The sequence below is a fragment of the Acetobacter sp. ESL1128 genome, assembly GCF_058505085.1.
The window spans coordinates 1,025,854-1,049,024 of sequence record NZ_CP196369.1 but is presented as its reverse complement, the minus strand read 5'-3'; the positions used below and the strand labels follow the sequence as shown (position 1 = coordinate 1,049,024).

The window sequence follows — 23,171 nt, the reverse complement described above, 5'->3', positions numbered from 1 at the left end:
CTATGCGCCCTTTTCCATAAGCAGAATATCCCCTGTTGCGATTGTCTTCATGCCACCTTCCGTGTCCAGCAGCAGGCGGCCATCTGGTGCCAGACCTGCAAAGAGCCCCTTCTCATAAGTAGTCCCGCCCTGAACGACAAGGGGGGTCCCCACAGGATGCGCCCTTTCCAGCCAGGCTGCGCGAATGCTGGCAAAGCCTTTTTGCCGCCATTGCTCAGACCAGAACGTAAGCCCGTCCAGCACATGCCGGGCCACAGCTTCCACATCCGGGACAGGGCCACATTGTGCAAGACAGGCCACCGTGCGCTCCAGCACATCCGGGTCAGGAGCCGAGACAAGATTGGCCCCAAGGCCGACAAGAACGTAAGGCCCCTCCCGCTCGATGAGGATACCCCCCATCTTGCGCCCATCCAGCAGAATATCGTTCGGCCATTTGATCATGAGGTGGGGCCGGGCCGCAGGCTGCGCACGCAAAAGCCCATCATAAAACCCGAGGGACGCCACAAAAGGCCAGCCTCCCAGCGCTTCCGGCCCGGCCTGCGTACCATCCAGCACAACACTGAGTGCAAGCCCCTGCCCGCCATCCAGCCATGTACGGCCACGGCTACCCCGGCCTTTGGTCTGCCGCCGGGCTAAAACTGCAAGCCCGGCTACAGGGTCGCCCGAACGGCAGGCGTTCAGGCAATAATCGGAGGTCGATGGCAGCTCATCAAAACAGGTGAGCCGCCAGAAATCACCCTGCCCGCTCATCCAGCCAGAGCAAGTGCGGCCTGATGCGCCACAGACATGATTGGGCCAAGCACAACAGCAAAAACAACAGTTGCAACACCCATCCCGCCCGAAACAAACAGAAGGCTGGGTGCGGGGCGGTCCAGCGCATGGGCTGGCGCATCAAAATACATAACTTTTACAACCCGCAGATAATAATAGGCTCCGACAATGCTGGACAATGCGCCAATGCACACCAGCACGTAAAGGCCGGATTGCCACGCTGCTGCAAAAACCATGAACTTGCCAAAAAAGCCAGCCAGAGGTGGTGCGCCGACCATGCTGAACATGAACACGGCCAGAGCAAGCGCCATAGCCGGGTCCGAGCGCCCAAGGCCCGCCAGATCTGCAATGGAGTTTACTTCCCGCCCGTTGCGGCGCATGGCCGTAATGCCTGCAAAAACACCAGCATTCATAACAAAATAGGCGGCCAGATAAATAAGCGTGGCCTGCGTACCAGCTGTGGAGGCGGCTGCCAGCCCCATCATGGCATAGCCCATGTGCCCGATGGAGGAATAAGCCATGAGCCGCTTGATATTGGTCTGCGGAATAGCCGCAAAAGCCCCGTAAACCATGGACAGAACAGAGACCGCTTCCACCAGTATCTGCCAGCGAGGAGCAACAGAGCCAAACGGCCCAGCCATAACACGCAGGAACAGGGCAAAGGCTGCAAATTTAGGGGCCCCGGCCATATATGCCGTAACGGGTGTTGGCGCACCCTGATACACATCGGGCGTCCACATATGGAACGGCACGGCAGAGAGCTTGAAGCACAGGCCGACAACGATAAAGACAATCCCCACGACCAGCCCCATGGGCGGCAGGGCTGCGACCCGGACCGCATCCACCAGCCCGGTATATTCCATGGTGCCCGCATACCCATACACGAGCGAGATGCCATACAGCAGCAGGCCTGATGCCAGAGAACCGAGGATAAAATACTTCATCCCTGCTTCGGACGAGAGAACATTATCCCGTTCCAGAGCACACAGGATGTAAATAGACAAAGAGGAGAGTTCCAGCCCGACAAACAGTGTCATCAAATTGGCTGAGGATGCCATGAGCATGGCCCCCAGCGTGGAAAACAGCATGAGCACCGGGGTTTCAAACGGCAGGGGCCGCCGGTCGGCAGTACGGTAACTTACGCTCAGCGCCACGGCCACAAAGCCACCGGCCAGAATGAGCACCTTCATGAACCGGGCAAAGCCATCATTCACAAAGGTTCCGACATACCCCGCCCCCGAAGGAGACAGCACGACCAGAAAACCACAGACCAGAAAAGCCGCCAGACTGAGTATGGCGGCGGGGAAAAAACCTTCCCCTTTCCGCTGGAGCACACCGGCCACCAGAATGACAATACCCGACAGGGCAAGCACAATTTCAGGCAGGGCTACGGTCCAGTTGAACACTGTCACACTCATCGCTGCGCACTCCGCAGAGGATAGGAAGAGGATTGGGTCGGAATGGCGTTGGTCATGCTAAATCACCCGCACAGCGCAACTGTCAGCAGCACCACAAGTCCTGCCAGCATGGTAAAGGCATAAATGGCGATGGAACCGCTCTGGAGCCGGGCCGCCTGCAACGCGCCATCCCGTGTGGCACGCACAATATCAAGCGGCAGACCTTCCACGACCCCTTCATCCGCACCTTTCCACAGCACACGGGCCAGTGCGGCATATGGGCGCACGAAAATCCTGTCGTATAGTTCGTCAAAATACCATTTGTTGAGCAGGAACCGGTAAATCGGCCCAAAACTGCGGGCCAGTGCGGCCGGCACATGCGGTGCGCTCACATACAGCACAAACGCCAGCGCAATACCCGCAAGCCCTGCAAGGCTGGGGAGCAGCGCAATAAGCGCAGGCACGTGCTCGAACGCCTCCATAATGTGGTTGGCAGGCGCGTTCACAATCGCCCCGTTCCAGAACGCACTCTGATGCGCGCCAATATAGAACGGTGCCAGCGCCACACCGGCCACAACCGCACCAATGGACAGCACCAGCAGCGGCACGGTCATAACAGTCGGACTTTCATGCGCATGGTCACGGGCATGCTCATCATGCGGTTTGCCATGAAAGACCAGGAACAGAAGTCGCCAGCTGTAAAACGCAGTCAGGAACGCGGTAATGCTACCCATGGCCCATGCGTAATGGCTGTAGGAAGCATCGGACGCCCAGAGCGCGTTGAGAATGGCATCCTTGGACCAGTACCCGGCAAACGGATAAACCCCGGCCAGGGCCAGACTGCCCAGCCACATAACCACGTAAGTAACAGGCAGTTTTTTCCACAGGCCGCCCATGCGGAACATGTTCTGCTCATCATGCATGGCATGAATGACCGAACCAGCGGCAAGGAACAGAAGCGCTTTAAAGAACGCATGCGTAGTCAGGTGGAATACCGCCGCCTGATACGCCCCCACCCCAACAGCCGCAAACATGTAGCCAAGCTGCGAGCAGGTAGAATAGGCGATGGTCCGCTTAATGTCAGGCTGCACCATGCCAACGGTTGCGGCAAAAAAGCAGGTTGTTGCCCCGATCAGAATAACAAAGGTGCGCGTACCCGGCGCAAACTCAAGCAATGGCGACATACGCGCCATAAGGAACACGCCTGCCGTAACCATGGTAGCAGCATGAATAAGGGCGGAAACAGGTGTGGGGCCTTCCATGGCGTCAGGCAACCATGTGTGCAGGAACAACTGGGCCGACTTGCCCATAGCCCCAACAAACAGCAGGAAGCAGATGACTTCCAGCATCCGGAAGGAAACGCCACAGAGTGTGTAAGGGGTGTCAAGCACCGCAGGCACGGCAGCAAAAATGGTATCGTACTGCACCGAGTGGAACAGAACGTAAATCAGGCCAATGCCAACAATAAAAAACAGGTCCGCCACACGGTTGACCACAAAGGCCTTGATAGCCGCAGCCGTAGCGGCCGGGCGGTCATACCAGTAGCCAATCAGCAGGTAACTGGCCAGGCCAACACCTTCCCAGCCAAAGAAAAGCTGGATCAGGTCATTGGAAGAGACCAGCATGAGCATGGCAAAGGTGAAGAGCGAAAGGTAGGAGAAAAACCGGTAGGTCGGCATGCTTTCATGGCTCATGTAGCCAATGCTGTAGCAATGCACGAGCAGCGACACCACAAGCACCATGGCGGTCATGGTCACGGAGAGTGTGTCAAACCGCAGGGTCCATGTTGCATCAAAGCCCCCGGCATGCACCCACTGCGCCAGCGGAACAGCAGCGTGGGGAAAACCCCCAAGCCATGCCGCACACAGCGCACCCACACTACACAGGGCAGCAACCGCCATACAGGCAATGGTTACAACCTTGGCGAGAGTATCCCCCATAAAGCGGCCACCAAGGCCCGCCACAACCGCCCCCGCCAGAGGCGTTAGCACGGCAACGGAAAACAGAGTGAGTTCTGTTTGCATAACGCTGCTCATCCCTTCATCATCGTCACGTCTTCGACCTGGATGGAGCCGCGGTTACGGAAGTAAACCGTAACAATAGCCAGACCAATGGCGGCTTCAGCCGCAGCAATGGTCAGCACAAACAGCACCATGACCTGCCCCGACAGGTCCCCATGAGCCGAGGAAAACGCAACCAGATTGAGGTTTGCGGAAAGCAGGATCAGTTCCATGGACATGAGCAGAACAATAATGTTCTTGCGGTTCAGAAAAATCCCGAACACCCCCAGAACCAGAAGGGCCGCACTGACAAACAGGTAAGGCCCCAGCCCTACAGACGCGATTGCCGTCTTCATGCGCCTTTCTCCTCAGTTTCCGTCTTTTCCGGCTCACCCGCGCCATAGGAGCCGGGAACCGCAATTTCGTAATAGGAGCCTTTGGGCCGCAGGAAACCTCCCTGCTCAAACACGTTTTCGCCAAGTGGCAGATTAACAAGCTCCAGCGTTTCTTCACGTGTGCGTGCATGCTGGCGGCCAATATTCTGGCGGCGGCCTGTAGCCGTCTCACGCAGGGTCAGCACAATGGCGCCAATCATGGCGACCAGCAGAACCAGCCCGCAAGCCTGAAACAGCAGCACATAATGCGTGTAAATAACCGTGCCCAAGGCTGCGGTATTGGTTAGCCCCGGCTGCACAGTCAAAGGAGCGACCACACCCGCAGGGACCATGCGCCAGTTACTGAAGGCCATGACCAGTTCGGCCAGCAGCACACCCCCAATGCACAACCCCAGAGGAGCATAACGCTGGAACCCTTCACGCAGGCGGCTGAAATCTATGTCCAGCATCATCACCACAAACAGGAAGAGAACCGCCACCGCCCCCACGTAGACAATGACCAGCAGCATGGCCAGAAACTCGGCACCAGCGACCAGAAACAGCCCCGCCGCGTTAAAGAAGCCGAGGATCAGGAACAAAACCGCATGCACCGGGTTGCGTGCGCTGATGACCATGGAGGCCGAAAGCAGCAATACCGCCGCAAAAACGTAAAAAACGAGCTGTGCCATCATTGGCCAACCTCCTGCCCTGGCGTGGTCTGCATCTGCTCAACGATACGGTGCATCGAGTTCCAGCCTCCGTGCGAGCAGGGATTCCCAGCGGTCCCCATTCGCTAACAGCTTGCCCTTGTCGTACATCAGCTCTTCACGGGTTTCCGTGGCGAACTCATAGTTCGGGCCTTCAACAATCGCATCCACCGGGCAGGCTTCTTCACACAGGCCGCAGTAGATGCATTTTGTCATGTCAATGTCGTAGCGCGTGGTCCGGCGGGAGCCATCATCACGCTGTTCGGCTTCAATGGTAATGGCCTCTGCCGGACATGTGGCTTCGCACAGTTTGCAGGCAATGCAGCGCTCCTCCCCATTGGGGTAGCGCCGCAAGGCATGCTCCCCCCGGAAACGGTGGGACAGAGGCCCTTTTTCGTACGGGTAGTTCAGCGTGACTTTGGGCTGGAACATCATACGGAAGGTGGAGACCATGCCCGCGGCCAGTTCCTTGAGCAGAAAAGACCGCAATGTGGTGCCAAGAGCGCTCATGAATTTACCCCTCCCATGTGAGGCAGCAGGCCTGTTGCCATAAGGAACCCGGCCGTGCCGATCATCCACAGCAGCGAGAAAGGCAGGAACACCTTCCACCCCAGCCGCATAAGCTGGTCGTAGCGATAGCGCGGGAACGTGGCGCGCACCCAGATAAAGACAAACAGGCAGAACAGGATTTTAAAAATCAGCCAGAGCGGGCCGGGTACCCATGTTAGCGGCGCAATGCCCAGAGGCGGCAGCCAGCCACCAAGGAACAGAATGCTGACCATGGAGGACATGAGGATCATGTTCGCGTATTCGCCCAGAAAGAACAGGCCAAAGGCGAGCGATGAATATTCCACAAAAAAGCCCGCAACCAGTTCACTCTCCCCTTCGGGCAGGTCGAACGGCGCTCGGTTGGTTTCCGCCAGAGCAGAAATAAAGAACACGATAAACATGGGGAACATGGGCACGCAGAACCATATATGCCGTTGCGCCAGCACAATATCGTTCAGGTTCAGGCTCCCCACCGCCAGCAGGACAGACACAATCACCAGCCCGATGGACACCTCGTAAGAAACCATCTGCGCGGCAGAGCGTAAGCCCCCCAGAAACGCATAGCGCGAGTTGGAGGCCCACCCCGCAATAAGCATGCCGTAAACCCCAAGGGAGGACATGGCGAGCAGGTACAGGATACCCACATTGATGTTGGCTACCGCCAGCCCGTTCCCTGTCGGAATAACTGCCCAGGCAGCCATGGCGAGCGAAAAGGTCAGGAAAGGTGCAAACAGGAACAGCACACGGTTGGCCCCTGCGGGAATAACCGTTTCCTTCACAATCATCTTGATCGCATCGGCAAAGGCCTGCAACAGACCAAAGGCACCGTTCACGTTTGGCCCCCGGCGGCGCTGCATGGCGGCCATAACCTTGCGCTCCATCAGCGTAAGATAGGCAACACCAATCAGCAACGGCACCAGTACCGCCAGTGTTTCCAGCAGCATCAGCAGGATCTGGCCCACAAGGGTTTGGTAGAAAAAATGTGCCATTGCCCTTACTCCGCTGCAACCGCAGGCGCCACGCCATAAACCTTTGAACACTCAGCCATGGTCTGGCTGGCGCGGCTTATGACGTTGGTCTGGTAATAATCCTGAATAACAGGGCGGAACGGAGCAGGCATAAGTTCACCCGCCTGCCCGCTGGCTGGCGCGGCCTGTCCGCCCGCTGTGCCCGACAGACGCTGCACACTGCCACCGTTCATGGCAAAAACCGGGTTGACCTGCGCCATATGCGCCCGCAACTGTTCCAGCGTGTCGTAAGGCAGGGTGTGGCCCAGCACTTCGGAAAAAGCCCGAATAATCCGCCAGTCTTCCCGCGCTTCCCCCGGAGCGAACACGGCGCGGAAAGCACGTTGCACCCGCCCGGCCGTGTTAACATATGTGCCCGGTTTTTCGGTATAGGCTGCGCCGGGGAGTATAATATCCGCCCGTTGTGCAGCAGCGTCCCCATGGTGGCCCAGATACACGACAAATGTTTCCGGCGGGATGCGATCAAGCTGCACATCATCCGCACCCAACAGCCACAAAATTTCCACCCCGCCACGGAGCATGCTGGCTGCATCGCACCCATGCGGGCCGGGCAGGAACCCAAGATCCAGCGCCCCAACGCGGGACGCCGCCGTGTGCAGAATGTTCAGCCCCTGCCATTCGGGCGTTACAGCACCACAGGCATGAGCCAGTTCGCGGCAGGCGGCATAAATTGCGGGGGCATCACGCCGGGTCAGGGCAGAATGGCCGACAATAATCATGGGGTTTTTGGCGTTTTGCAGAACTTCGGCAAACGCATTCTTCCCGCTTAGAATATCCGCCAGCACATCCGGCCCATTCCCCAGAACGGTCACGTCATATGTCATGTCCGCCGAGGGCGTGCCGATCATGCCAATAGGAAAACCACCCCGGCCCGCATCCACAAAGCGTTTGCGAATACGCGCATTCAGCACCGGGGCTTCATGCCGGGGCATGGTGCCAACAAGCAACAATGCATCGGCCTGATCTATCCCGCTGATGTCACTGTTAAACAGGTAGCCCGCACGCGCACTGGTATCGTACCAGGCACCATCCTGCCTGCAATCCAGATTGGAAGAACCAATGCTCTGCAAAAGGTCTTTTATGGCACACAGGCTTTCTGCATCACACAGATCACCAGCTATGGCGCCAATCCTGTCACCCGGAACACCATCAAACCGGCGCGCAAGGGCTATGAGTGCATCTTTCCATGAAACAGAAGAAATTTTCCCATGAACCCGCACCCAAGGCCTGTCCAGCCTTTTGCGCTTGAGACCATCGATGGAAAAACGGCCTTTATCAGACAGCCATTCTTCGTTCACATCATCATTCACACGCGGGACAATCCGCATGACTTCTCCGCCACGGGCCTGCACCTGAATATTGGTGCCCAGCGCATCCATGACATCAATACTGTCAGTCTTCTTGTATTCCCATGAGCGGGCATGAAAAGCCGAAGGCTTGGCTGTGAGCGCCCCAACCGGGCAGACATCAATCAGGTTCCCCGAGAGTTCGGAGGTCAGGGCTTTTTCCACATATGTGGTGATTTCGGCATTTTCCCCGCGTGAGACCAGACCCAGTTCGGGGGTGCCGGCCACTTCGGTGCTAAAACGCACACACCGCGTGCACTGGATGCAACGGGTCATGACCGTTTTAACCAGCGGCCCCAGATCCTTGTCCGTTACGGCGCGCTTGTCTTCCTTGTAGCGCGAAACACCAGAGCCATAACCGTAAGCCTGATCCTGTAGATCACACTCCCCACCCTGATCACAGATCGGGCAGTCAAGCGGGTGGTTGATCAGCAAAAATTCCATAACGGCCCGGCGGGCACGGCGCACCACTTCGGTGTCCGTAAAAATCTGCATGCCATCCGCAACGGGGAACCCGCAGGACGCAACAGGTTTGGGCGCTCGCGCCACTTCCACCAGACACATACGGCAGTTACCCGCAACAGACAGGCGCTCGTGGTAGCAGAACCGCGGGATTTCCTTGCCTGCGGCCTCACAGGCCTGCAACGCGCTGGAACCGGGAGGTACATCTACTGGCGTACCATCAACAATTACCCTGACCATTGCCGTTACTCCACTGCTGCCGGAACGCCACCGGCGGGAACCTGCACCAGCCCGGTACTGCCATATGCGGCTTTGTACTGGCGGATCCGTTCTTCCATTTCCGGGCGAAAATGCCGGATCAGCCCCTGTATGGGCCATGCTGCGGCATCGCCGAGCGCACAGATCGTATGCCCTTCAACCTGCCGTGTGACCTGCTCAAGCAGATCAATTTCTTCAATATCCGCACGCCCCTGCACCATCCGGTCCATCATGCGCATCATCCAGCCCGTGCCTTCGCGGCAGGGGGTGCACTGACCACAACTCTCGTGTTTGAAAAACTTTGAGAACCTTGCAATGGCTTTTATAATATCGGTCGATCTGTCCATAACAATCATGCACGCCGTACCAAGGCCGGAACGCTCGGCACGCAGGCTGTCGTAATCCATCAGAACGGTTTCACAGACCGATTTGGGCAGCAGCGGCACAGAACAGCCACCGGGAATAACCGCCAGAAGGTTATCCCACCCTCCACGCACACCACCGCCGTGCTTCTCTATGATGTCCTTGAGCGGCACACCTAGCTCTTCCTCAAACACGCAAGGTGTATTGACGTGGCCGGAAATGGCCATGAGCTTGGAACCCGCGTTATTCGGGCGTCCAAGCCCGGCAAACCAGGCTGCCCCACGCCGCATGATGGTGGACGTAACCGCAATACTTTCCACATTATTGACTGTGGTCGGGCAACCATAAAGCCCCACCCCTGCGGGGAATGGCGGCTTCATGCGGGGCTGGCCTTTTTTGCCTTCCAGACTTTCCAGCAAGGCGGTTTCTTCACCACAGATATAGGCACCTGCCCCTCTGTGGATACGGAAATCAAAATCCCAGCCGCTGCCTGCCGCATTTTTACCAAGCAGCCCTGCGGCATAGGCTTCGTCAATGGCGGCCTGCAGGCGCTCGGCCTCGCGGCAGAACTCCCCACGGATGTAAATGTAGGACGCATGCGCCCCCATCGCAAAAGATGCGATCAGAGCACTTTCTATCAGCTTATGCGGCTCATGGCGCATAACCTCCCGGTCCTTGCAGGTGCCGGGTTCGGATTCATCTCCATTGATAACCAGATAATGCGGCCGCCCGTCGGACTGCTTGGGCATGAAAGACCATTTTAACCCGGTAGGAAAACCCGCCCCACCGCGGCCACGCAGGCCAGAGGCCTTCATTTCCGCAATAATGGCGTCCCGGCCTTTGGCAAGAATATCTGCCGTGTTAGCCCAGTCACCCCGCTTGCGGGCTGCCTCCAGCCGCCAGTCATTCTGCCCGTAAAGATTGGTGAAGATCCGGTCCTTGTCAGCCAGCATGGCCGTCTCTCCTATTCCTGATCCGCCGTAGAGGATGATAGCAACGTTTTGCGCCCACCCTCGGGGGCCGAAACGTTACGGTCGATCATGGAGCCGGGCGTGGGCCTGCGCCCTGCCCGCAACTCGGCTATGACCTGCGCCGTGCGTTCGGCGTTCATATCTTCATAAAAATCATCATCAACCTGCAGAATTGGCGCGTTGGCGCAGGCACCAAGGCATTCCACTTCTGTCATGGTAAACAGGCCATCTGCACTGGTTTCTCCAAAATGCTGGATACCTGTCGCTTTCTGGCAGGCTTCCACCACATCATCAGAGCCACGCAGCCAGCACGGTGTGGTGGTGCAGACCTGCAAATGGTAACGCCCGATGGGACGCGTGTTGAACATGGTGTAAAAAGACGCCACTTCGTAAACCCGTATGGCCGCCATACCCAGACGCTGGGCAATAACATCCATGGCCACCACGGGCACCCAGACACTCCCGGTTACCCGCCCCATCTGCCGCTGCGCAATATAGAGCAGGGGCATAACAGCGCTTGCCTTGCGCTCCTCCGGATACTTGCTGAGAACACCAGCAATTTCCGCCTCCGATGCAGAATCGAATACAAAGCTGTCCGGCTGTTCTGCCGGTGTCCAGGCTGTGCTCATCGATCAACTTCCCCAAACACAAGATCAAGCGACCCGATAATGGCCACCATGTCAGCCAGCATACCGCGGCGTGAGAGTTCATCTATGGCCTGCAGATGTGCAAAACCCGTTGGCCGGATTTTGCACCGATACGGCCGGTTGCTGCCATCAGCCACCAGATAGACCCCAAATTCCCCTTTGGGGCTTTCCACCGCCGTGTAGGTGGAGCCCGCAGGCACATGGTAGCCTTCGCTGAACAGCTTGAAGTGATGGATCAGGGCTTCCATGGAGCGCTTCATGTCCGCTCTGGGGGGCGGGCTGAACTTGGGGTCCTGTATTTTAATGTCACCCGGCTGCATCTGGCTCAGGCATTGCTCGATAATTTTGACGCTTTCACGCATCTCGGCAACGCGCACCAGATAGCGGTCGTACGAGTCACCCTGCCGGGTCACGGGCACATTAAAATCCACCTTATGGTAGTTATCATAAGGCTGGTTGCGCCTGAGGTCCCACGGCACGCCAGATGCACGCAGGCACGGACCACTAAACCCCCAGGCCAGAGCCTGCTCGGTTGTAAAAACGCCAATACCAACCGTGCGCTGTTTCCATATCCGGTTTTCGGTCAGCAGGCCTTCCAGCTCATCAATCCAGGCAGGAAATTCCTTGGCCCACACCCCAATCCGGTCTTCCAGACTTGCCGGAATATCCCGCGCGACACCGCCGGGGCGGAAGTAATTGGCATGGAAGCGCGCGCCGGATGCGGCTTCGTAAAACTCCAGAAGTTTCTCGCGCTCTTCATATCCCCACAAAGCCGGGGTTACCGCACCGCAGTCCAGCCCCATAGCGGTCAGATTGAGAATATGGTTTAAAATACGGGTAATTTCCGCAAACATGACGCGCAACCACTTGGCGCGTTCTGGAATATCAATACCCAGCAGTTTTTCCGTGGCCAGAGCAAATGCCTGCTCCTCGCACATGGGGGAGACGTAATCCAGACGGTCAAAATACGGCAGGGCTTTTTGATACGTCTTGTATTCAATCAACTTTTCCGTGCCACGGTGCAAAAGGCCGATATGCGGCACGGCGCGGGCAACAAGCTCCCCTTCCATTTCCAGCACCAGACGCAACACACCATGTGCAGACGGATGCTGGGGACCAAAATTGAGAGCATGGGAGTCAATTTCGACAACCTTCTTCTCAATTTCCAAAGCTTTTTCATCTGGCAAAAGGCTTTGGGGAATATCTTCGCGCAGGATCGTCTGCGCAAACGCGAGAGATTCGGTGTTATCCTGTTTTGTCATCAGGAGGACCTCTTCATACCCTGCCGGACTTCGTGCGCTTTTTCATCTCCCGGTAAGGTCAGCATACCTTCCCACGGAGAAACAAAATCGAAATCACGGAAATCCTGCGTTAACGAAACAGGCTCTTTAACAACCTGCCTGCGCTCCGCGTCATAACGGACCTCTTCATACCCGGTCAGCGGGAAGTCCTTGCGAAGCGGATGCCCCTCAAACCCGTTATCGGTCAGAATACGGCGCAGGTCGGGCTGGCCGGAGAACAGCACGCCAAACAGGTCGTAGCACTCACGCTCCCACCATGTCGCACATGGCCAGAGATGATGCACCGATGGCACTGCCGCGTATTCATCCGTGCAGACCACAACCCTGATCCGGCGGTTATAAGTAACCGACAGCAGGTTATAGACCACCTCGAACCGCTGGGCACGCGCAGGAAAATCCACACCGCACAGGTCCATCAACTGTTCGAACCTGTAACGCGGATCATCACGCAAAAGGGTAAGGAACGGCACCAGATGCTCACGCGTTGTGTGCACCACCAGTTCGCCCTTCTCCACAGCCGCGTAAGACACATGGGGCTGGGAGGCAAGGAACGTAAATGCCAGAGAGGACAACTGCCCTTCCAGCCGGGCCTGCCTTGGATTTACTGAAATATCAGCCACGGAGAATTGTCCCTGTCCGCCGAATTTTTTTCTGGAGCAGCATAATGCCGTAAATGAGCGCTTCGGCCGTTGGCGGGCAGCCCGGCACATACACATCCACGGGAACAATACGGTCACACCCACGCACAACGGAGTAGGAGTAATGGTAATACCCCCCGCCATTGGCGCATGACCCCATAGAAATAACCCAGCGCGGCTCGGCCATCTGCTCGTACAGGCGGCGCAATACCGGGGCCATCTTGTTGGTGAGTGTGCCTGCCACAATCATCACATCAGACTGACGGGGCGACCCGCGGGGAATAATACCCATACGGTCCAGGTCATAACGCGGCATATACGCGTGGATCATCTCCACCGCGCAGCATGCAAGCCCGAAGGACATGGGCCACAGACTACCCGTGCGCCCCCAATTGACCAGCTTATCCAGGCTTGCAACCACAAAGCCCTTTTCAGCCAGCACACCGGTAATGCCGCGCACCACCGCATCCTGCTCAGGCCCCGGCGGCAGAGCCTCCCTGTTCCACATAATGGCGTTTTCGTCGTGATGTGTGGTCATGCTGGCGTCCTCTCTCAATCCCAGTCCAGCGCGCCTTTGCGCCATTCATACAAAAAGCCGATCCCCAGCACGGCCAAAAAGCCAAGCATGGACAAAAAGCCGAACAGCCCGATCCGCCCCAGGCTGATAGCCCAGGGGAACAGAAACGCGACCTCCAGATCGAAAATAATGAACAGAATGGCCACCAGGTAAAACCGCACGTCAAAGCGGCGCCGGGCATCATCAAAAGGGCCAAACCCGCACTCATACGCCGTGAGCTTCTCAGGATATGGTTTTTGGTGCCCGCTCAACAGAGCCATACCGAGCATTGCGGCCGCGATAACAACCGATACGCAACCAAAAATCAGAACCGGGGCATAATCGCCTAGAACAGACTGCATGGAAAATTCCCGCACGCATGAAAGGCTTGTAATAAGCCGTTTGATGCAGTCACCCTAGACCCGCAAAATGCAGACGGCCATGCACGAACGCGTATGGTCGCGGCCACTTTGTTGTGAATAAAATGGATTGGCGAAAAAAAAGGCTCCCTGCCCGGAGGAGGAAGCCATTAGCAGAATAAATTATTCTGCTCCACAACACACAATGTTGGGAATGGTGGGCGATGACGGGATCGAACCGCCGACCCTCTCGGTGTAAACGAGATGCTCTACCGCTAAGCTAATCGCCCGCGCCCTATGTGTCATAAAACAAAACGGCCGGCAACCCCTTTTTTCAAAGAAATTGCCGGCCGGTCTGAAATAAAATCCGAAGGAGGATTATTTGCTAACGGCGTCCTTCAGTGCCTTGCCCGGCTTGAAGCGGACAGAGGTAGAAGCCGGAATATCAATTTCCTCGCCGGTACGGGGGTTACGGCCTTTGGCAGCCTTGCGGGTTGCGGTCACAAACGTGCCAAAGCCCACCAGACGTACTTCCTGCTTTGTGGACAGAGCTTTTTCAATCGCACCGAATACGGCGTCGACCACTTCTCCGGCCTTAGCCTTCGGCAGGTCAACGGCCTCTGCTACTGCTGAGACGAGCTCCTGCTTGTTAAGCGGCTTCTCCATCTTACGCCTTTCACTTTCTTTCAATTCATAGGAGCGGCGGGCGGGTTTCGTCCGCCTCTCCGCTGCCTGAACGCACTATGAAGCCGTTTTTTCCTACGTCAACCAAGCAAACGCAAACTTCGGGCTTCTCATGCATTTTGGTTAATGCGGCAGCACCGAAGCAACTGCCTGTGCACCGTTGGCGGGCACTGTTTCGGGCACCTCTTCCCAGTGAATCGGCTGAGGCTGGCTGACCAGTGCACGGGCCAAAACTTCGTCCACATGCGAAACGGGTACAATTTCCAGATTCTTCTTCACGCTGTCAGGAATTTCCGCCAGATCCTTCTCGTTTTCCTGCGGAATAAACACCGTGCGAATACCTGAACGAACAGCAGCCAGAAGCTTTTCCTTCAGCCCCCCAATCGCCAGAACACGCCCCCTGAGCGTTATTTCACCCGTCATGGCAACGTCACGACGGACGGGAATACCGGTCAGAACACTTACCAGAGATGTCACCATGGCAACCCCAGCGGAAGGACCGTCTTTAGGAGTCGCACCCTCGGGCACATGCACATGGAAGCTGCGCTTGTCGAAGATCGTTGGCACGATTCCAAAACTGGCCGCCCGACTCCGCACAAAAGAGAACGCAGCAGAGATGCTCTCCTTCATGACGTCGCCCAGCTTGCCGGTTTCAACAATGCCACCTTTGCCCGGCACCATAACGCTCTCAATGGTCAGGATTTCCCCGCCCACTTCGGTCCAGGCCAGACCGGTTACAACACCGACCATGTCCTCCGCCTCGGTCTCACCGTAGCGGAAGCGCTGCACACCTGCGTATTTTTCCAGATTACGCGCCGTAACCGCGACCTTTTTGGCCTTACCGGTCACAATCTCCTTCACCGCCTTACGGGCAAGCTTGGCCAGTTCGCGCTCAAGGTTACGCACACCGGCCTCACGCGTGTAATACCGGATAACGTCACGCAGCGCGTCCTCATTGATCGACCATTCACCCGGCTTGAGGTTATGCGCCTCGATCTGTTTGTTAATGAGGTGGCGCTTGGCGATCTCGACCTTTTCATCCTCCGTGTAACCGGAGAGGCGAATGACCTCCATGCGGTCCAGCAGCGGCTGGGGCATATCCAGACTGTTGGCCGTTGTCACGAACATGACATCGGACAGGTCGTAATCGACCTCCAGATAATGGTCAGCGAACGTGCCGTTCTGTTCAGGGTCCAGCACTTCCAGTAGAGCCGATGCCGGGTCACCCCGCCAGTCGGATCCCAGCTTGTCAATTTCATCAAGCAGGAAGAGCGGGTTGGATACTTTCGCCTTTTTCATGCCCTGAATGATCTTGCCGGGCATGGAACCGATATAGGTGCGGCGGTGCCCACGGATTTCGGCTTCATCCCGCACACCCCCCAGGGACATGCGCACATAATGCCGCCCCGTTGCCTTGGCGATAGAACGCGCGAGGGAGGTCTTGCCCACACCCGGAGGCCCGACAAGGCACAGAATCGGCCCCTTAAGCTTTTGCGAGCGGCTCTGAACCGCCAGATACTCCAGAATGCGTTCCTTGACTTTTTCCAGCCCGTAATGATCGGCGTCCAGAACTTCCTCTGCTTCAACCAGATCATGGCGCACTTTGGTCCGCTTTTTCCACGGAATGCTCAAAATCCAGTCGAGGTAGTTCCGCACAACCCCGGACTCGGCGGACATCATGCTCATGCCGCGCAGCTTCTTCAGCTCGCTCAGAGCTTTTTCGCGCGCTTCCTTGGAGAGCTTGGTCTTGGCGATCCGCTCTTCAATTTCAGCCGTTTCGTCCTTACCGTCCTCGCCTTCGCCAAGTTCTTTCTGAATGGCCTTGAGCTGCTCGTTCAGATAGTACTCGCGCTGTGTCTTTTCCATCTGGCGTTTGACACGGTTGCGGATTTTCTTTTCCACCTGAAGCACATCTATTTCTGCTTCAATGTGACCGAAAACCTTTTCCAGCTGCCCCTGTACGGTGGGGGCCTCCAGAATTTCCTGCTTTTCGGAAATCTTGAGCGAGAGGTGACTCGTCACCGTATCTGCAAGCTTGGACAGATCATTGATCTGGTTAAGCGAGACCAGAACCTCGGACGCAATTTTCTTGTTGAGCTTCATATACTGCTCAAACTGCGACACGATGGAGCGGCCCAGAGCCTCGGCTTCCGGCCCAATAGCCGCCTCGGCTGGCATTTCCTCAATATCGGCTTCGAAGTGGCCATTCACCTCATGCAGCGCCTTAACGCGCACACGGCGAACCCCTTCAACCAGCACTTTGACCGTACCATCGGGCAGCTTGAGCAACTGCAGAATGGTGGACAGCGTGCCAACCCGATAAATATCGTCAGGCGTGGGGTCGTCCTGTGCTGCGTCTTTCTGGGCTACCAGCAGAATGTGCCGGTCGTCTTTTGTAACCGAGTCCAGAGCCCGTACAGATTTTTCCCGCCCGACAAACAGCGGAACAATCATGTGGGGGAAAACCACAATATCGCGCAGCGGCAGAACAGCCACGTGGGTATTCTTGGTATGGGCTTCCACGACAGTTGCATCAACCGCAGGAACAGACTGTTCGGGCACGGCCGAAACTGCCTGATCGCTCTTGCGCCTACGCCGTGGTGCCGGTTTTTCGTTATCAGCCATCGTCATGACCTCCCGATAAGGACGATCGGTGCCGGGCACCCGCCAAGCGGCATACCCCTGCACTGAAGAAGGTACCCCCGAAAGGGAACACCCCCGTGTTTCTCTTATGTTGTTATGCCCACAACCCGGAACAATAGGGCAGAGGCAAGAACAGCACGAACAGGTGACCCGCTCGTGCTGCTTACGCTAAAACTCTAACCTGCCTCAGGCGGATTGCTCTGCTGGCACGTCTTTCTTCTTGCCGTAAACATAGACCGGGCTGGCCTTGCCATCCGCCACCTCGCGGTTGACAACCACCTCCTCGACCGTATCAAGCCCCGGCAGGTCAAACATGGTCGCCATGAGGATGCTCTCCAGAATGGAACGCAACCCACGGGCCCCGGTCTTGCGAACAATGGCCCGGTCCGCAATGGCCTTGAGCGCATCATCCGTAAAGGACAACTGGACATCTTCCATCTGGAAGAGCCGCTGGTACTGTTTGACCAAAGCGTTTTTAGGCTCGGTCAGAATCTTGATCAGTGCGGCCTCGTCCAGATCACCCAGCGTTGCCAGAACAGGCAGACGCCCGATGAATTCGGGGATAAGGCCAAACTTCATCAGATCTTCAGGCTCAACATCGTGCAGGATTTCCCCCATCCGGCGGTCATCGAGCGAACGTACATCAGCCCCAAAGCCAATGCCCGTGCCCTTGCCACGTGCAGAGATAATCTTGTCCAGCCCGGCAAAAGCCCCACCGCAGATAAAGAGCATGTTGGTCGTATCCACCTGCAGGAATTCCTGCTGCGGATGCTTGCGACCACCCTGCGGGGGAACAGAGGCAACAGTGCCTTCCATCAGCTTGAGCAGAGCCTGCTGCACGCCTTCCCCACTCACGTCACGCGTGATGGAGGGGTTGTCCGATTTTTTGGAAATCTTGTCGATTTCGTCAATATAGACAATCCCGCGCTGGGCGCGTTCCACATTGTAATCGGATGCCTGCAACAGCTTGAGGATGATGTTCTCGACATCTTCCCCCACATACCCGGCTTCTGTCAGGGTTGTGGCATCAGCCATTGTAAAGGGCACGTCCAGAATACGCGCCAGAGTCTGGGCCAGCAGTGTTTTACCCGAACCCGTAGGCCCGATGAGCAGGATATTGGACTTGGCAATTTCCACATCGCCTGCCTTGGTCACCTGCGACAGGCGCTTGTAGTGGTTATGCACCGCTACGGAAAGCACCTTTTTGGCCTGCATCTGACCAATAACGTAGTCATCCAGAACCTTGCAGATTTCCTTGGGGGTAGGAACACCCTCGCGCGACTTGACCTGCAAGGTTTTGTTCTCTTCACGGATGATATCCATGCAGAGTTCAACGCATTCATCGCAGATAAACACGGTGGGGCCAGCAATAAGCTTGCGCACTTCATGCTGTGATTTGCCACAGAACGAGCAATACAGCGTGTTCTTGGACTCTCCGGACTTTGTACTCATCAGCCCACTCCCCCGATCACTCCGGACTCCACGAAACCCGGAGCCAAGCCCTGGGCCTTTTCTGCATGCCCAGGAACAGACGACCCCCTTATTGTAACAGGAGGCTTAAAGTATGCCAGATTAAGGATGACCTTTATCCTTTTTACCTGCTTCGGCCGCTTTGTGGTGGCTGATCACTTCATCCACAATACCAAAAGACTGGGCTTCGGCTGCGGACATGTAGCTATCACGCTCAAGCTTCTGCTCGATTTCTTCCAGCGTGCGGCCAGTATGTTCACGGTAGATTTCGTTCAGGCGCTGCCGGATAATCAGGATTTCCTTGGCCTGAATTTCAATATCGCTCGCCTGCCCCTGTGCACCGCCAGAGGGCTGATGCACCATGACGCGCGCGTTAGGCAGCGCAAACCTGCGCCCTTTTTCACCGCCAGCCAGCAGCAGGGAGCCCATGGAGGCCGCCTGACCGATGCACACCGTGCTTACGGGGCTGCGGATGTATTGCATGGTGTCGTAAATAGCCAGACCGGCCGACACAACACCACCGGGGCTGTTGATGTAAAAGGAGATTTCCTTGGTCGGGTTCACACTTTCCAGATACAGAAGCTGCGCGGAAATAAGCGAAGCAACCTGATCATAGACAGGCCCGGTCAGGAAGATGATCCGTTCCTGCAAAAGGCGGGAATAGATATCAAAAGCCCGTTCACCGCGAGAGGTCTGTTCGACCACCATCGGCACCAGTGCATTGCTGAAGATCTCAACGGGATCACGATCCCTCATACCACTCATTCCCGTACAAAAAACTTAAACGCCCCTCCCTGCCTCTGCCATGGACAGAACCAGGGTCAGGCACACTGATTCAAGATAGAGATAAAGTGGCAATATGCCACCCCAGAAACGAAAAACAGCCCCAAAAAGAATGTCCCGCCAGTTCACACTGGCGGGACAGAGCCGTTTTATCAGATATTAGCTGGGGGAATATCTGATAGTTCTTCCAGACTCACGTCCTTGTCCGTGACCTTGGCGAGCTCAATCAGGTAATCGACAACCTTGTTTTCAAAAATCGGTCCGCGCAGGGATTCAGCGGCCTGCGGATTCTTCTGGAAGAATTCAAAGACCTCTTTTTCCTGACCGGAGTAGCGCATGGCTTCTGCCCGCACAGCCCGCCCAAGTTCTTCCGCACTGACGGAAATACCGTTCTTGCGGCCGATTTCAGCAAGGAGCAGACCCAGCCGCACGCGACGTTCCGCAATTTTGCGGTAGTCAGCGCGAAGGGTGTCTTCGTCCTTGTCTTTATCTTCGTCATCAAGCTGACCAGCCTTGCGGTCGGCTTCCACCCGATTCCAGATCTGCTGGAACTCGGCTTCCACCATACCTTCAGGAGCAGCAAAATCTGCCTTGCTGGAAAGGATGTCGAGCAGGTCACGCTTGATACGCAGGCGGGACATCTGGTCGTATTCGCCTTCGATCTGCTTGCGCACCAGATCCTTGAGCTGTTCAAGGCTTTCAAAGCCCATGTTCTTGGCCAGCTCTTCGTCCACCGGGGCGTCCACAGCTTTTTTGAGCTGGTTCACCTTGATGTCAAAGGTTGCTTCCTTGCCAGCCAGCTCTTCTGCGCCGTAATCAGCGGGGAAAGTCACGGTAATGACTTTTTCTTCACCCGGCTTCATGCCTTCGATCTGTTCAGCAAAGCCCGGAATAAAGCCTTCGCCACCGATCTCAACATTCACGTCCTGAGCGGTACCGCCATCAAAGGCAACACCGTCCTGCTTACCAACAAAGTCAATGGCGACAACATCGCCCTTGCCTGCGGGACGCACTTCCTCGATCACTTCAAAGGTACGGCCACGCTTGGCAATATCTTCGAGCACCTTGTTGATCGCTTCGTCAGAAACCGGGGTTTTCAGGCGGGTCAGCGCGAGGTCGGAAAGGTCCGGCACAGCAATTTCTGGCAGGATTTCGCTTTCGACCTTGAATTCCAGATCCGCGCCCTTGTCTTCCTGGCCGGAAACCAGATCAACCTTGGGCTGGCCAGCGGGGCGCAGGCCACGCTCTTCAAACACGGTGCGAATGGCATCGCTCACGGCCTGTTCAAGCACTTCGCCCCAGATGGCATCGCCATAACGCTGGCGTGCCAGAGAGACAGGCACCTTGCCCGGACGGAAGCCCGGCAGGTTCAGATTGCCAGCAACTTCCTTAAGGCGCGCATCACGCTTAGCCTCAAGTTCCGCGGCCGGAACTGTAACTGTGAAACCACGCTTCAGCCCTTCAGAAAGGGTCTCGGTAACCTGCATCGGCCAGGCCTTCCTCTCGGTACAAAAAATCAGTCACCCGCTGCACTAACGCCAAAAGGCGGCGGCGGACTGCGGACGGGAGCATGAAAATTTATTGGTACGGGCGGAGGGACTTGAACCCCCACAACTTGCGTCACCAGAACCTAAATCTGGCGTGTCTACCAATTCCACCACGCCCGCGCACACTCAATATACTCACCGTCGGCAAGATGCGTGGACTTAGCTCAAAGTGCCGGGCACGGCAAGACACCGAAACGGATTTTGCACATGCTAGTGCCCCTGCGCCTGCTCTGCCTTCTGCCGGGCAAGCCCCAGATAGCGGTCCAGATCCTCCGCCACAGGCCACGGACCGGCCTGCAAACCGGCCTCCCCATGGAGCCAGACACCCGCACATGCTGCCTGCCACGCAGGCATACCAGCCGCCAGCAAGGCCGCAATCACGCCCGAGAGCGTATCCCCGGACCCTGCCGTACCCAATGCTGCGGTGGCATGCGTGTTAATTGCCAGCCGTCCATCGGGGGCCACGATCATGGTGGAAGCCCCCTTGAGCACGACCACAGCATTAATCTGTCGGGCGGCCTCCCGCACCTGCTCGGGCGGGTTATCCCCCACAGGGCCGAACACCCGCGCAAATTCGCCCGTATGGGGAGTAATCACGGAAACACCGCGCAGTTTTTCCGGCTGCCCGGCGCAGGCACTTAGTGCGCCAGCATCGGCCAGTACACTCCGCCCCGAGTCCAGCAGCATGGGCAGGGCTGCCTCCACCTCCGCCTCTGCCAACCCCGGACCGCAGACCCATACATGCCTGCGCTTGTCCTCCAGCAATTGTGCCAGCGGGGCATCATCCACGATCAGCCCCGGCTGCCCCAGACGGTATGCCGGAGCCCCAGCCCCAGCCGCCACGCGCACAAGCCCCGCCCCCACGGAGCGCGCACCAGAGGCACATAGCCGCGCGGCACCGGGCATGGACTGTCCGGCACAAATGCTCACCACCCCTCGCGTGTATTTGTTGCTCTCCCCACCCAGCACGGGCAGCGCCCACAATCCGGGGCTGTTGTGCCACGTGTTGGCTGGCACGGCCGCCAGCACAGAGTCGGGCACACCAATATCCGCCAGAACCAGGCGCCCAAGCAGCCCCCGCGCCGGGTAAAGCAGATGGCCGGGTTTGAACCGGCAGAACGTAACAGTCATGGCAGCCTGCGGAGCATAACCGCGCACCTGCCCTGTGGCTCCATCCACCCCCGAGGGCGTGTCCACCGCCACAATCCGGCGGGCTGCGGCCAGTGTTTCGGCCACTAGGCCACCCACATCACGGCTTAGCCCTGCACCAAATACGGCATCCACCACCAGTTCAGCCCGCGCGGCCTCTGCCGGAGCAAAAGGAACACGCGGCCCTTCATAGGCGGCACTGGCGCGCCCTGCATCCGTATCCGCCCGAGGGGGAGCCAGTTCCGCCACGGCAACCGGCCAGCCCATACCTGCCAGATACCGGGCTGCTACGTACCCATCACCCCCATTATTCCCCGGCCCGCACAACACGAGCACGCGCGCAGGCCGCTCGTACCGGCGGATGGCGCGCGCAACGGCCCGGCCTGCGTTATCCATAAGCGTGGCAACAGGCACATGGGCTGCACTCTGCCGGTCCACCTCCCCCATTTGCAAAGGGGTATAAAGGCTGAGGGAAGAAGGATAAGCAGGTTGCATGCTTGGCTCCGCACAGGGTGTGTGACTACTGTCAGGCATAATAGCCCCTTGCACCCGCCCCGTCCCCTTGGCAATCAGGCAGGCAGATACGCACCGGGCATGATGCTGCGCATAACAGCCTTCGCGCCCATCCCTACCCCCAACCGTGCCAACACGGAGACACCATGCCACATTCCATCCTCTGGAGCCTTGTTCTCGCTCTCCACCTCATCAGCATCATCATGTGGATTGGTGGTGGCGCTTATGCGGCTGTTGTGCTGCGCCCCAGCCTGAGCCTTCTGGACCAGACACAGCGCAACTCCGTGCACCTGCAGACCATGGCCCGTTTTTTTAAGGGGCTGACACACGCCATTCCCACAACGCTGATCACCGGCTGGCTGCTGGTGCTGCACGAAGGCGGGTTTGCCAACGCACCGTGGACAACCAACGTCATGCAACTGCTGGGCCTGATCATGGCGGCACTGTTTGTACGGATGTACATGGGCACCTACCAGAAGCTGCGCCGGGCCATCCGCCCGCAGGCATCGGGTTTCGACTCGGTACGCAAGCAGGTGCTGGTTATTGTGGCTCTGGGAATCATTACCGTGCTGGCAGCCTGCCTTGGCCATCCTTTTGTGTGAAGATAGCAAGTATCCCAGCCAAAAACTTGATTTTAAGCCCAAAGACCTTTATC

Annotated in this window: 21 protein-coding genes and 2 tRNA genes; 1 reads left to right on the top strand and 22 read right to left on the bottom strand. The window is 57.3% G+C overall.

Annotated elements, in window-relative coordinates:
• The 22 genes from ACSYTG_RS04880 to ACSYTG_RS04775 form a co-directional block, all read right to left on the bottom strand.
• Positions 1–750: a biotin--[acetyl-CoA-carboxylase] ligase gene (locus ACSYTG_RS04880; protein WP_489782986.1), complete on the bottom strand. Its 750-nt coding sequence runs from the start codon at positions 748–750 to the stop codon at positions 1–3.
• Positions 747–2,189: an NADH-quinone oxidoreductase subunit NuoN gene (gene nuoN / locus ACSYTG_RS04875; protein WP_489782987.1), complete on the bottom strand. Its 1,443-nt coding sequence runs from the start codon at positions 2,187–2,189 to the stop codon at positions 747–749. Before nuoN ends, ACSYTG_RS04880 begins: the two co-directional genes overlap by 4 nt.
• 62 nt (positions 2,190–2,251) lie before the next feature.
• The gene (gene nuoL, locus ACSYTG_RS04870; protein ID WP_489782988.1) at positions 2,252–4,192 is read right to left on the bottom strand and encodes an NADH-quinone oxidoreductase subunit L; all 1,941 of its coding nucleotides are present in this window, start codon (positions 4,190–4,192) and stop codon (positions 2,252–2,254) included.
• An 8-nt stretch (positions 4,193–4,200) separates the two neighbouring features.
• Positions 4,201–4,524, bottom strand: coding sequence for an NADH-quinone oxidoreductase subunit NuoK (gene nuoK / locus ACSYTG_RS04865; protein ID WP_489782989.1), 324 nt, complete (start codon positions 4,522–4,524; stop codon positions 4,201–4,203).
• Complete coding sequence (locus ACSYTG_RS04860; protein ID WP_489782990.1) at positions 4,521–5,234, bottom strand: NADH-quinone oxidoreductase subunit J; 714 nt, start codon at positions 5,232–5,234, stop codon at positions 4,521–4,523. Before ACSYTG_RS04860 ends, nuoK begins: the two co-directional genes overlap by 4 nt.
• Positions 5,235–5,270: 36 nt before the next feature.
• A complete protein-coding gene (gene nuoI / locus ACSYTG_RS04855) occupies positions 5,271–5,759 on the bottom strand; it encodes an NADH-quinone oxidoreductase subunit NuoI (protein WP_095349420.1) in 489 nt (162 codons plus the stop codon).
• Entirely contained in the window at positions 5,756–6,787 is a 1,032-nt protein-coding gene (gene nuoH, locus ACSYTG_RS04850; RefSeq protein WP_086645425.1) for an NADH-quinone oxidoreductase subunit NuoH, read from the bottom strand. Before nuoH ends, nuoI begins: the two co-directional genes overlap by 4 nt.
• A 5-nt stretch (positions 6,788–6,792) precedes the next feature.
• Complete coding sequence (nuoG, locus tag ACSYTG_RS04845; RefSeq protein WP_415442912.1) at positions 6,793–8,874, bottom strand: NADH-quinone oxidoreductase subunit NuoG; 2,082 nt, start codon at positions 8,872–8,874, stop codon at positions 6,793–6,795.
• Between the two features lie 5 nt (positions 8,875–8,879).
• On the bottom strand, positions 8,880–10,208 hold the full coding sequence (nuoF, locus tag ACSYTG_RS04840) for an NADH-quinone oxidoreductase subunit NuoF (protein WP_253528899.1): 1,329 nt from the start codon (positions 10,206–10,208) through the stop codon (positions 8,880–8,882).
• A gap of 11 nt (positions 10,209–10,219) precedes the next feature.
• Entirely contained in the window at positions 10,220–10,855 is a 636-nt protein-coding gene (locus ACSYTG_RS04835; protein ID WP_489782991.1) for a complex I 24 kDa subunit family protein, read from the bottom strand.
• The gene (locus ACSYTG_RS04830) at positions 10,852–12,135 is read right to left on the bottom strand and encodes an NADH-quinone oxidoreductase subunit D (RefSeq protein ID WP_095349417.1); all 1,284 of its coding nucleotides are present in this window, start codon (positions 12,133–12,135) and stop codon (positions 10,852–10,854) included. The genes ACSYTG_RS04835 and ACSYTG_RS04830 overlap by 4 nt, the downstream gene beginning before the upstream one ends.
• Entirely contained in the window at positions 12,135–12,794 is a 660-nt protein-coding gene (locus ACSYTG_RS04825; protein WP_086645430.1) for an NADH-quinone oxidoreductase subunit C, read from the bottom strand. The genes ACSYTG_RS04830 and ACSYTG_RS04825 overlap by 1 nt, the downstream gene beginning before the upstream one ends.
• Positions 12,787–13,350: a NuoB/complex I 20 kDa subunit family protein gene (locus ACSYTG_RS04820; protein ID WP_025826157.1), complete on the bottom strand. Its 564-nt coding sequence runs from the start codon at positions 13,348–13,350 to the stop codon at positions 12,787–12,789. Before ACSYTG_RS04820 ends, ACSYTG_RS04825 begins: the two co-directional genes overlap by 8 nt.
• 14 nt (positions 13,351–13,364) lie before the next feature.
• On the bottom strand, positions 13,365–13,730 hold the full coding sequence (locus ACSYTG_RS04815) for an NADH-quinone oxidoreductase subunit A (RefSeq protein ID WP_059024086.1): 366 nt from the start codon (positions 13,728–13,730) through the stop codon (positions 13,365–13,367).
• Positions 13,731–13,942: 212 nt separating this feature from the next.
• Positions 13,943–14,017, bottom strand: a tRNA-Val gene (locus ACSYTG_RS04810).
• An 88-nt stretch (positions 14,018–14,105) separates the two neighbouring features.
• The gene (locus ACSYTG_RS04805; protein ID WP_086637932.1) at positions 14,106–14,393 is read right to left on the bottom strand and encodes an HU family DNA-binding protein; all 288 of its coding nucleotides are present in this window, start codon (positions 14,391–14,393) and stop codon (positions 14,106–14,108) included.
• Between the two features lie 141 nt (positions 14,394–14,534).
• Positions 14,535–17,036, bottom strand: coding sequence for an endopeptidase La (gene lon, locus ACSYTG_RS04800; RefSeq protein ID WP_086645431.1), 2,502 nt, complete (start codon positions 17,034–17,036; stop codon positions 14,535–14,537).
• A gap of 204 nt (positions 17,037–17,240) precedes the next feature.
• Positions 17,241–18,506 (bottom strand): ATP-dependent Clp protease ATP-binding subunit ClpX, encoded by a 1,266-nt coding sequence (clpX, locus tag ACSYTG_RS04795; RefSeq protein ID WP_086645432.1) that lies wholly within the window; start codon positions 18,504–18,506, stop codon positions 17,241–17,243.
• Between the two features lie 120 nt (positions 18,507–18,626).
• On the bottom strand, positions 18,627–19,289 hold the full coding sequence (locus tag ACSYTG_RS04790) for an ATP-dependent Clp protease proteolytic subunit (protein ID WP_179290119.1): 663 nt from the start codon (positions 19,287–19,289) through the stop codon (positions 18,627–18,629).
• A gap of 170 nt (positions 19,290–19,459) precedes the next feature.
• The gene (gene tig, locus ACSYTG_RS04785) at positions 19,460–20,794 is read right to left on the bottom strand and encodes a trigger factor (protein ID WP_086645434.1); all 1,335 of its coding nucleotides are present in this window, start codon (positions 20,792–20,794) and stop codon (positions 19,460–19,462) included.
• Positions 20,795–20,889: 95 nt separating this feature from the next.
• Positions 20,890–20,974 (bottom strand) — tRNA-Leu (locus tag ACSYTG_RS04780).
• A gap of 90 nt (positions 20,975–21,064) precedes the next feature.
• The gene (locus ACSYTG_RS04775) at positions 21,065–22,498 is read right to left on the bottom strand and encodes an NAD(P)H-hydrate dehydratase (RefSeq protein ID WP_489783107.1); all 1,434 of its coding nucleotides are present in this window, start codon (positions 22,496–22,498) and stop codon (positions 21,065–21,067) included.
• Positions 22,499–22,662: 164 nt separating this feature from the next.
• Here ACSYTG_RS04775 and ACSYTG_RS04770 point away from each other — a divergent pair, with 164 nt between their 5' ends.
• Positions 22,663–23,118: a hypothetical protein gene (locus ACSYTG_RS04770; protein WP_166112270.1), complete on the top strand. Its 456-nt coding sequence runs from the start codon at positions 22,663–22,665 to the stop codon at positions 23,116–23,118.
• Positions 23,119–23,171: the final 53 nt, after the last annotated feature.

Excerpts from the sequence above, each read along its gene's own strand:
- nuoG (WP_415442912.1), bottom strand. The coding sequence starts at position 8,874 with ATGGTCAGGGTAATTGTTGATGGTACGCCAGTAGATGTACCTCCCGGT.
- nuoK (WP_489782989.1), bottom strand. The coding sequence starts at position 4,524 with ATGAAGACGGCAATCGCGTCTGTAGGGCTGGGGCCTTACCTGTTTGTC.
- nuoI (WP_095349420.1), bottom strand. The coding sequence starts at position 5,759 with ATGAGCGCTCTTGGCACCACATTGCGGTCTTTTCTGCTCAAGGAACTG.
- nuoH (WP_086645425.1), bottom strand. The coding sequence starts at position 6,787 with ATGGCACATTTTTTCTACCAAACCCTTGTGGGCCAGATCCTGCTGATG.
- nuoN (WP_489782987.1), bottom strand. The coding sequence starts at position 2,189 with ATGAGTGTGACAGTGTTCAACTGGACCGTAGCCCTGCCTGAAATTGTG.
- nuoL (WP_489782988.1), bottom strand. The coding sequence starts at position 4,192 with ATGCAAACAGAACTCACTCTGTTTTCCGTTGCCGTGCTAACGCCTCTG.
- lon (WP_086645431.1), bottom strand. The coding sequence starts at position 17,036 with ATGGCTGATAACGAAAAACCGGCACCACGGCGTAGGCGCAAGAGCGAT.
- nuoF (WP_253528899.1), bottom strand. The coding sequence starts at position 10,208 with ATGCTGGCTGACAAGGACCGGATCTTCACCAATCTTTACGGGCAGAAT.
- ACSYTG_RS04860 (WP_489782990.1), bottom strand. The coding sequence starts at position 5,234 with ATGATGGCACAGCTCGTTTTTTACGTTTTTGCGGCGGTATTGCTGCTT.
- tig (WP_086645434.1), bottom strand. The coding sequence starts at position 20,794 with ATGCAGGTTACCGAGACCCTTTCTGAAGGGCTGAAGCGTGGTTTCACA.
- ACSYTG_RS04770 (WP_166112270.1), top strand. The coding sequence starts at position 22,663 with ATGCCACATTCCATCCTCTGGAGCCTTGTTCTCGCTCTCCACCTCATC.
- ACSYTG_RS04805 (WP_086637932.1), bottom strand. The coding sequence starts at position 14,393 with ATGGAGAAGCCGCTTAACAAGCAGGAGCTCGTCTCAGCAGTAGCAGAG.
- ACSYTG_RS04790 (WP_179290119.1), bottom strand. The coding sequence starts at position 19,289 with ATGAGTGGTATGAGGGATCGTGATCCCGTTGAGATCTTCAGCAATGCA.
- clpX (WP_086645432.1), bottom strand. The coding sequence starts at position 18,506 with ATGAGTACAAAGTCCGGAGAGTCCAAGAACACGCTGTATTGCTCGTTC.
- ACSYTG_RS04880 (WP_489782986.1), bottom strand. The coding sequence starts at position 750 with ATGAGCGGGCAGGGTGATTTCTGGCGGCTCACCTGTTTTGATGAGCTG.
- ACSYTG_RS04775 (WP_489783107.1), bottom strand. The coding sequence starts at position 22,498 with ATGCAACCTGCTTATCCTTCTTCCCTCAGCCTTTATACCCCTTTGCAA.
- ACSYTG_RS04820 (WP_025826157.1), bottom strand. The coding sequence starts at position 13,350 with ATGACCACACATCACGACGAAAACGCCATTATGTGGAACAGGGAGGCT.
- ACSYTG_RS04815 (WP_059024086.1), bottom strand. The coding sequence starts at position 13,730 with ATGCAGTCTGTTCTAGGCGATTATGCCCCGGTTCTGATTTTTGGTTGC.
- ACSYTG_RS04830 (WP_095349417.1), bottom strand. The coding sequence starts at position 12,135 with ATGACAAAACAGGATAACACCGAATCTCTCGCGTTTGCGCAGACGATC.
- ACSYTG_RS04835 (WP_489782991.1), bottom strand. The coding sequence starts at position 10,855 with ATGAGCACAGCCTGGACACCGGCAGAACAGCCGGACAGCTTTGTATTC.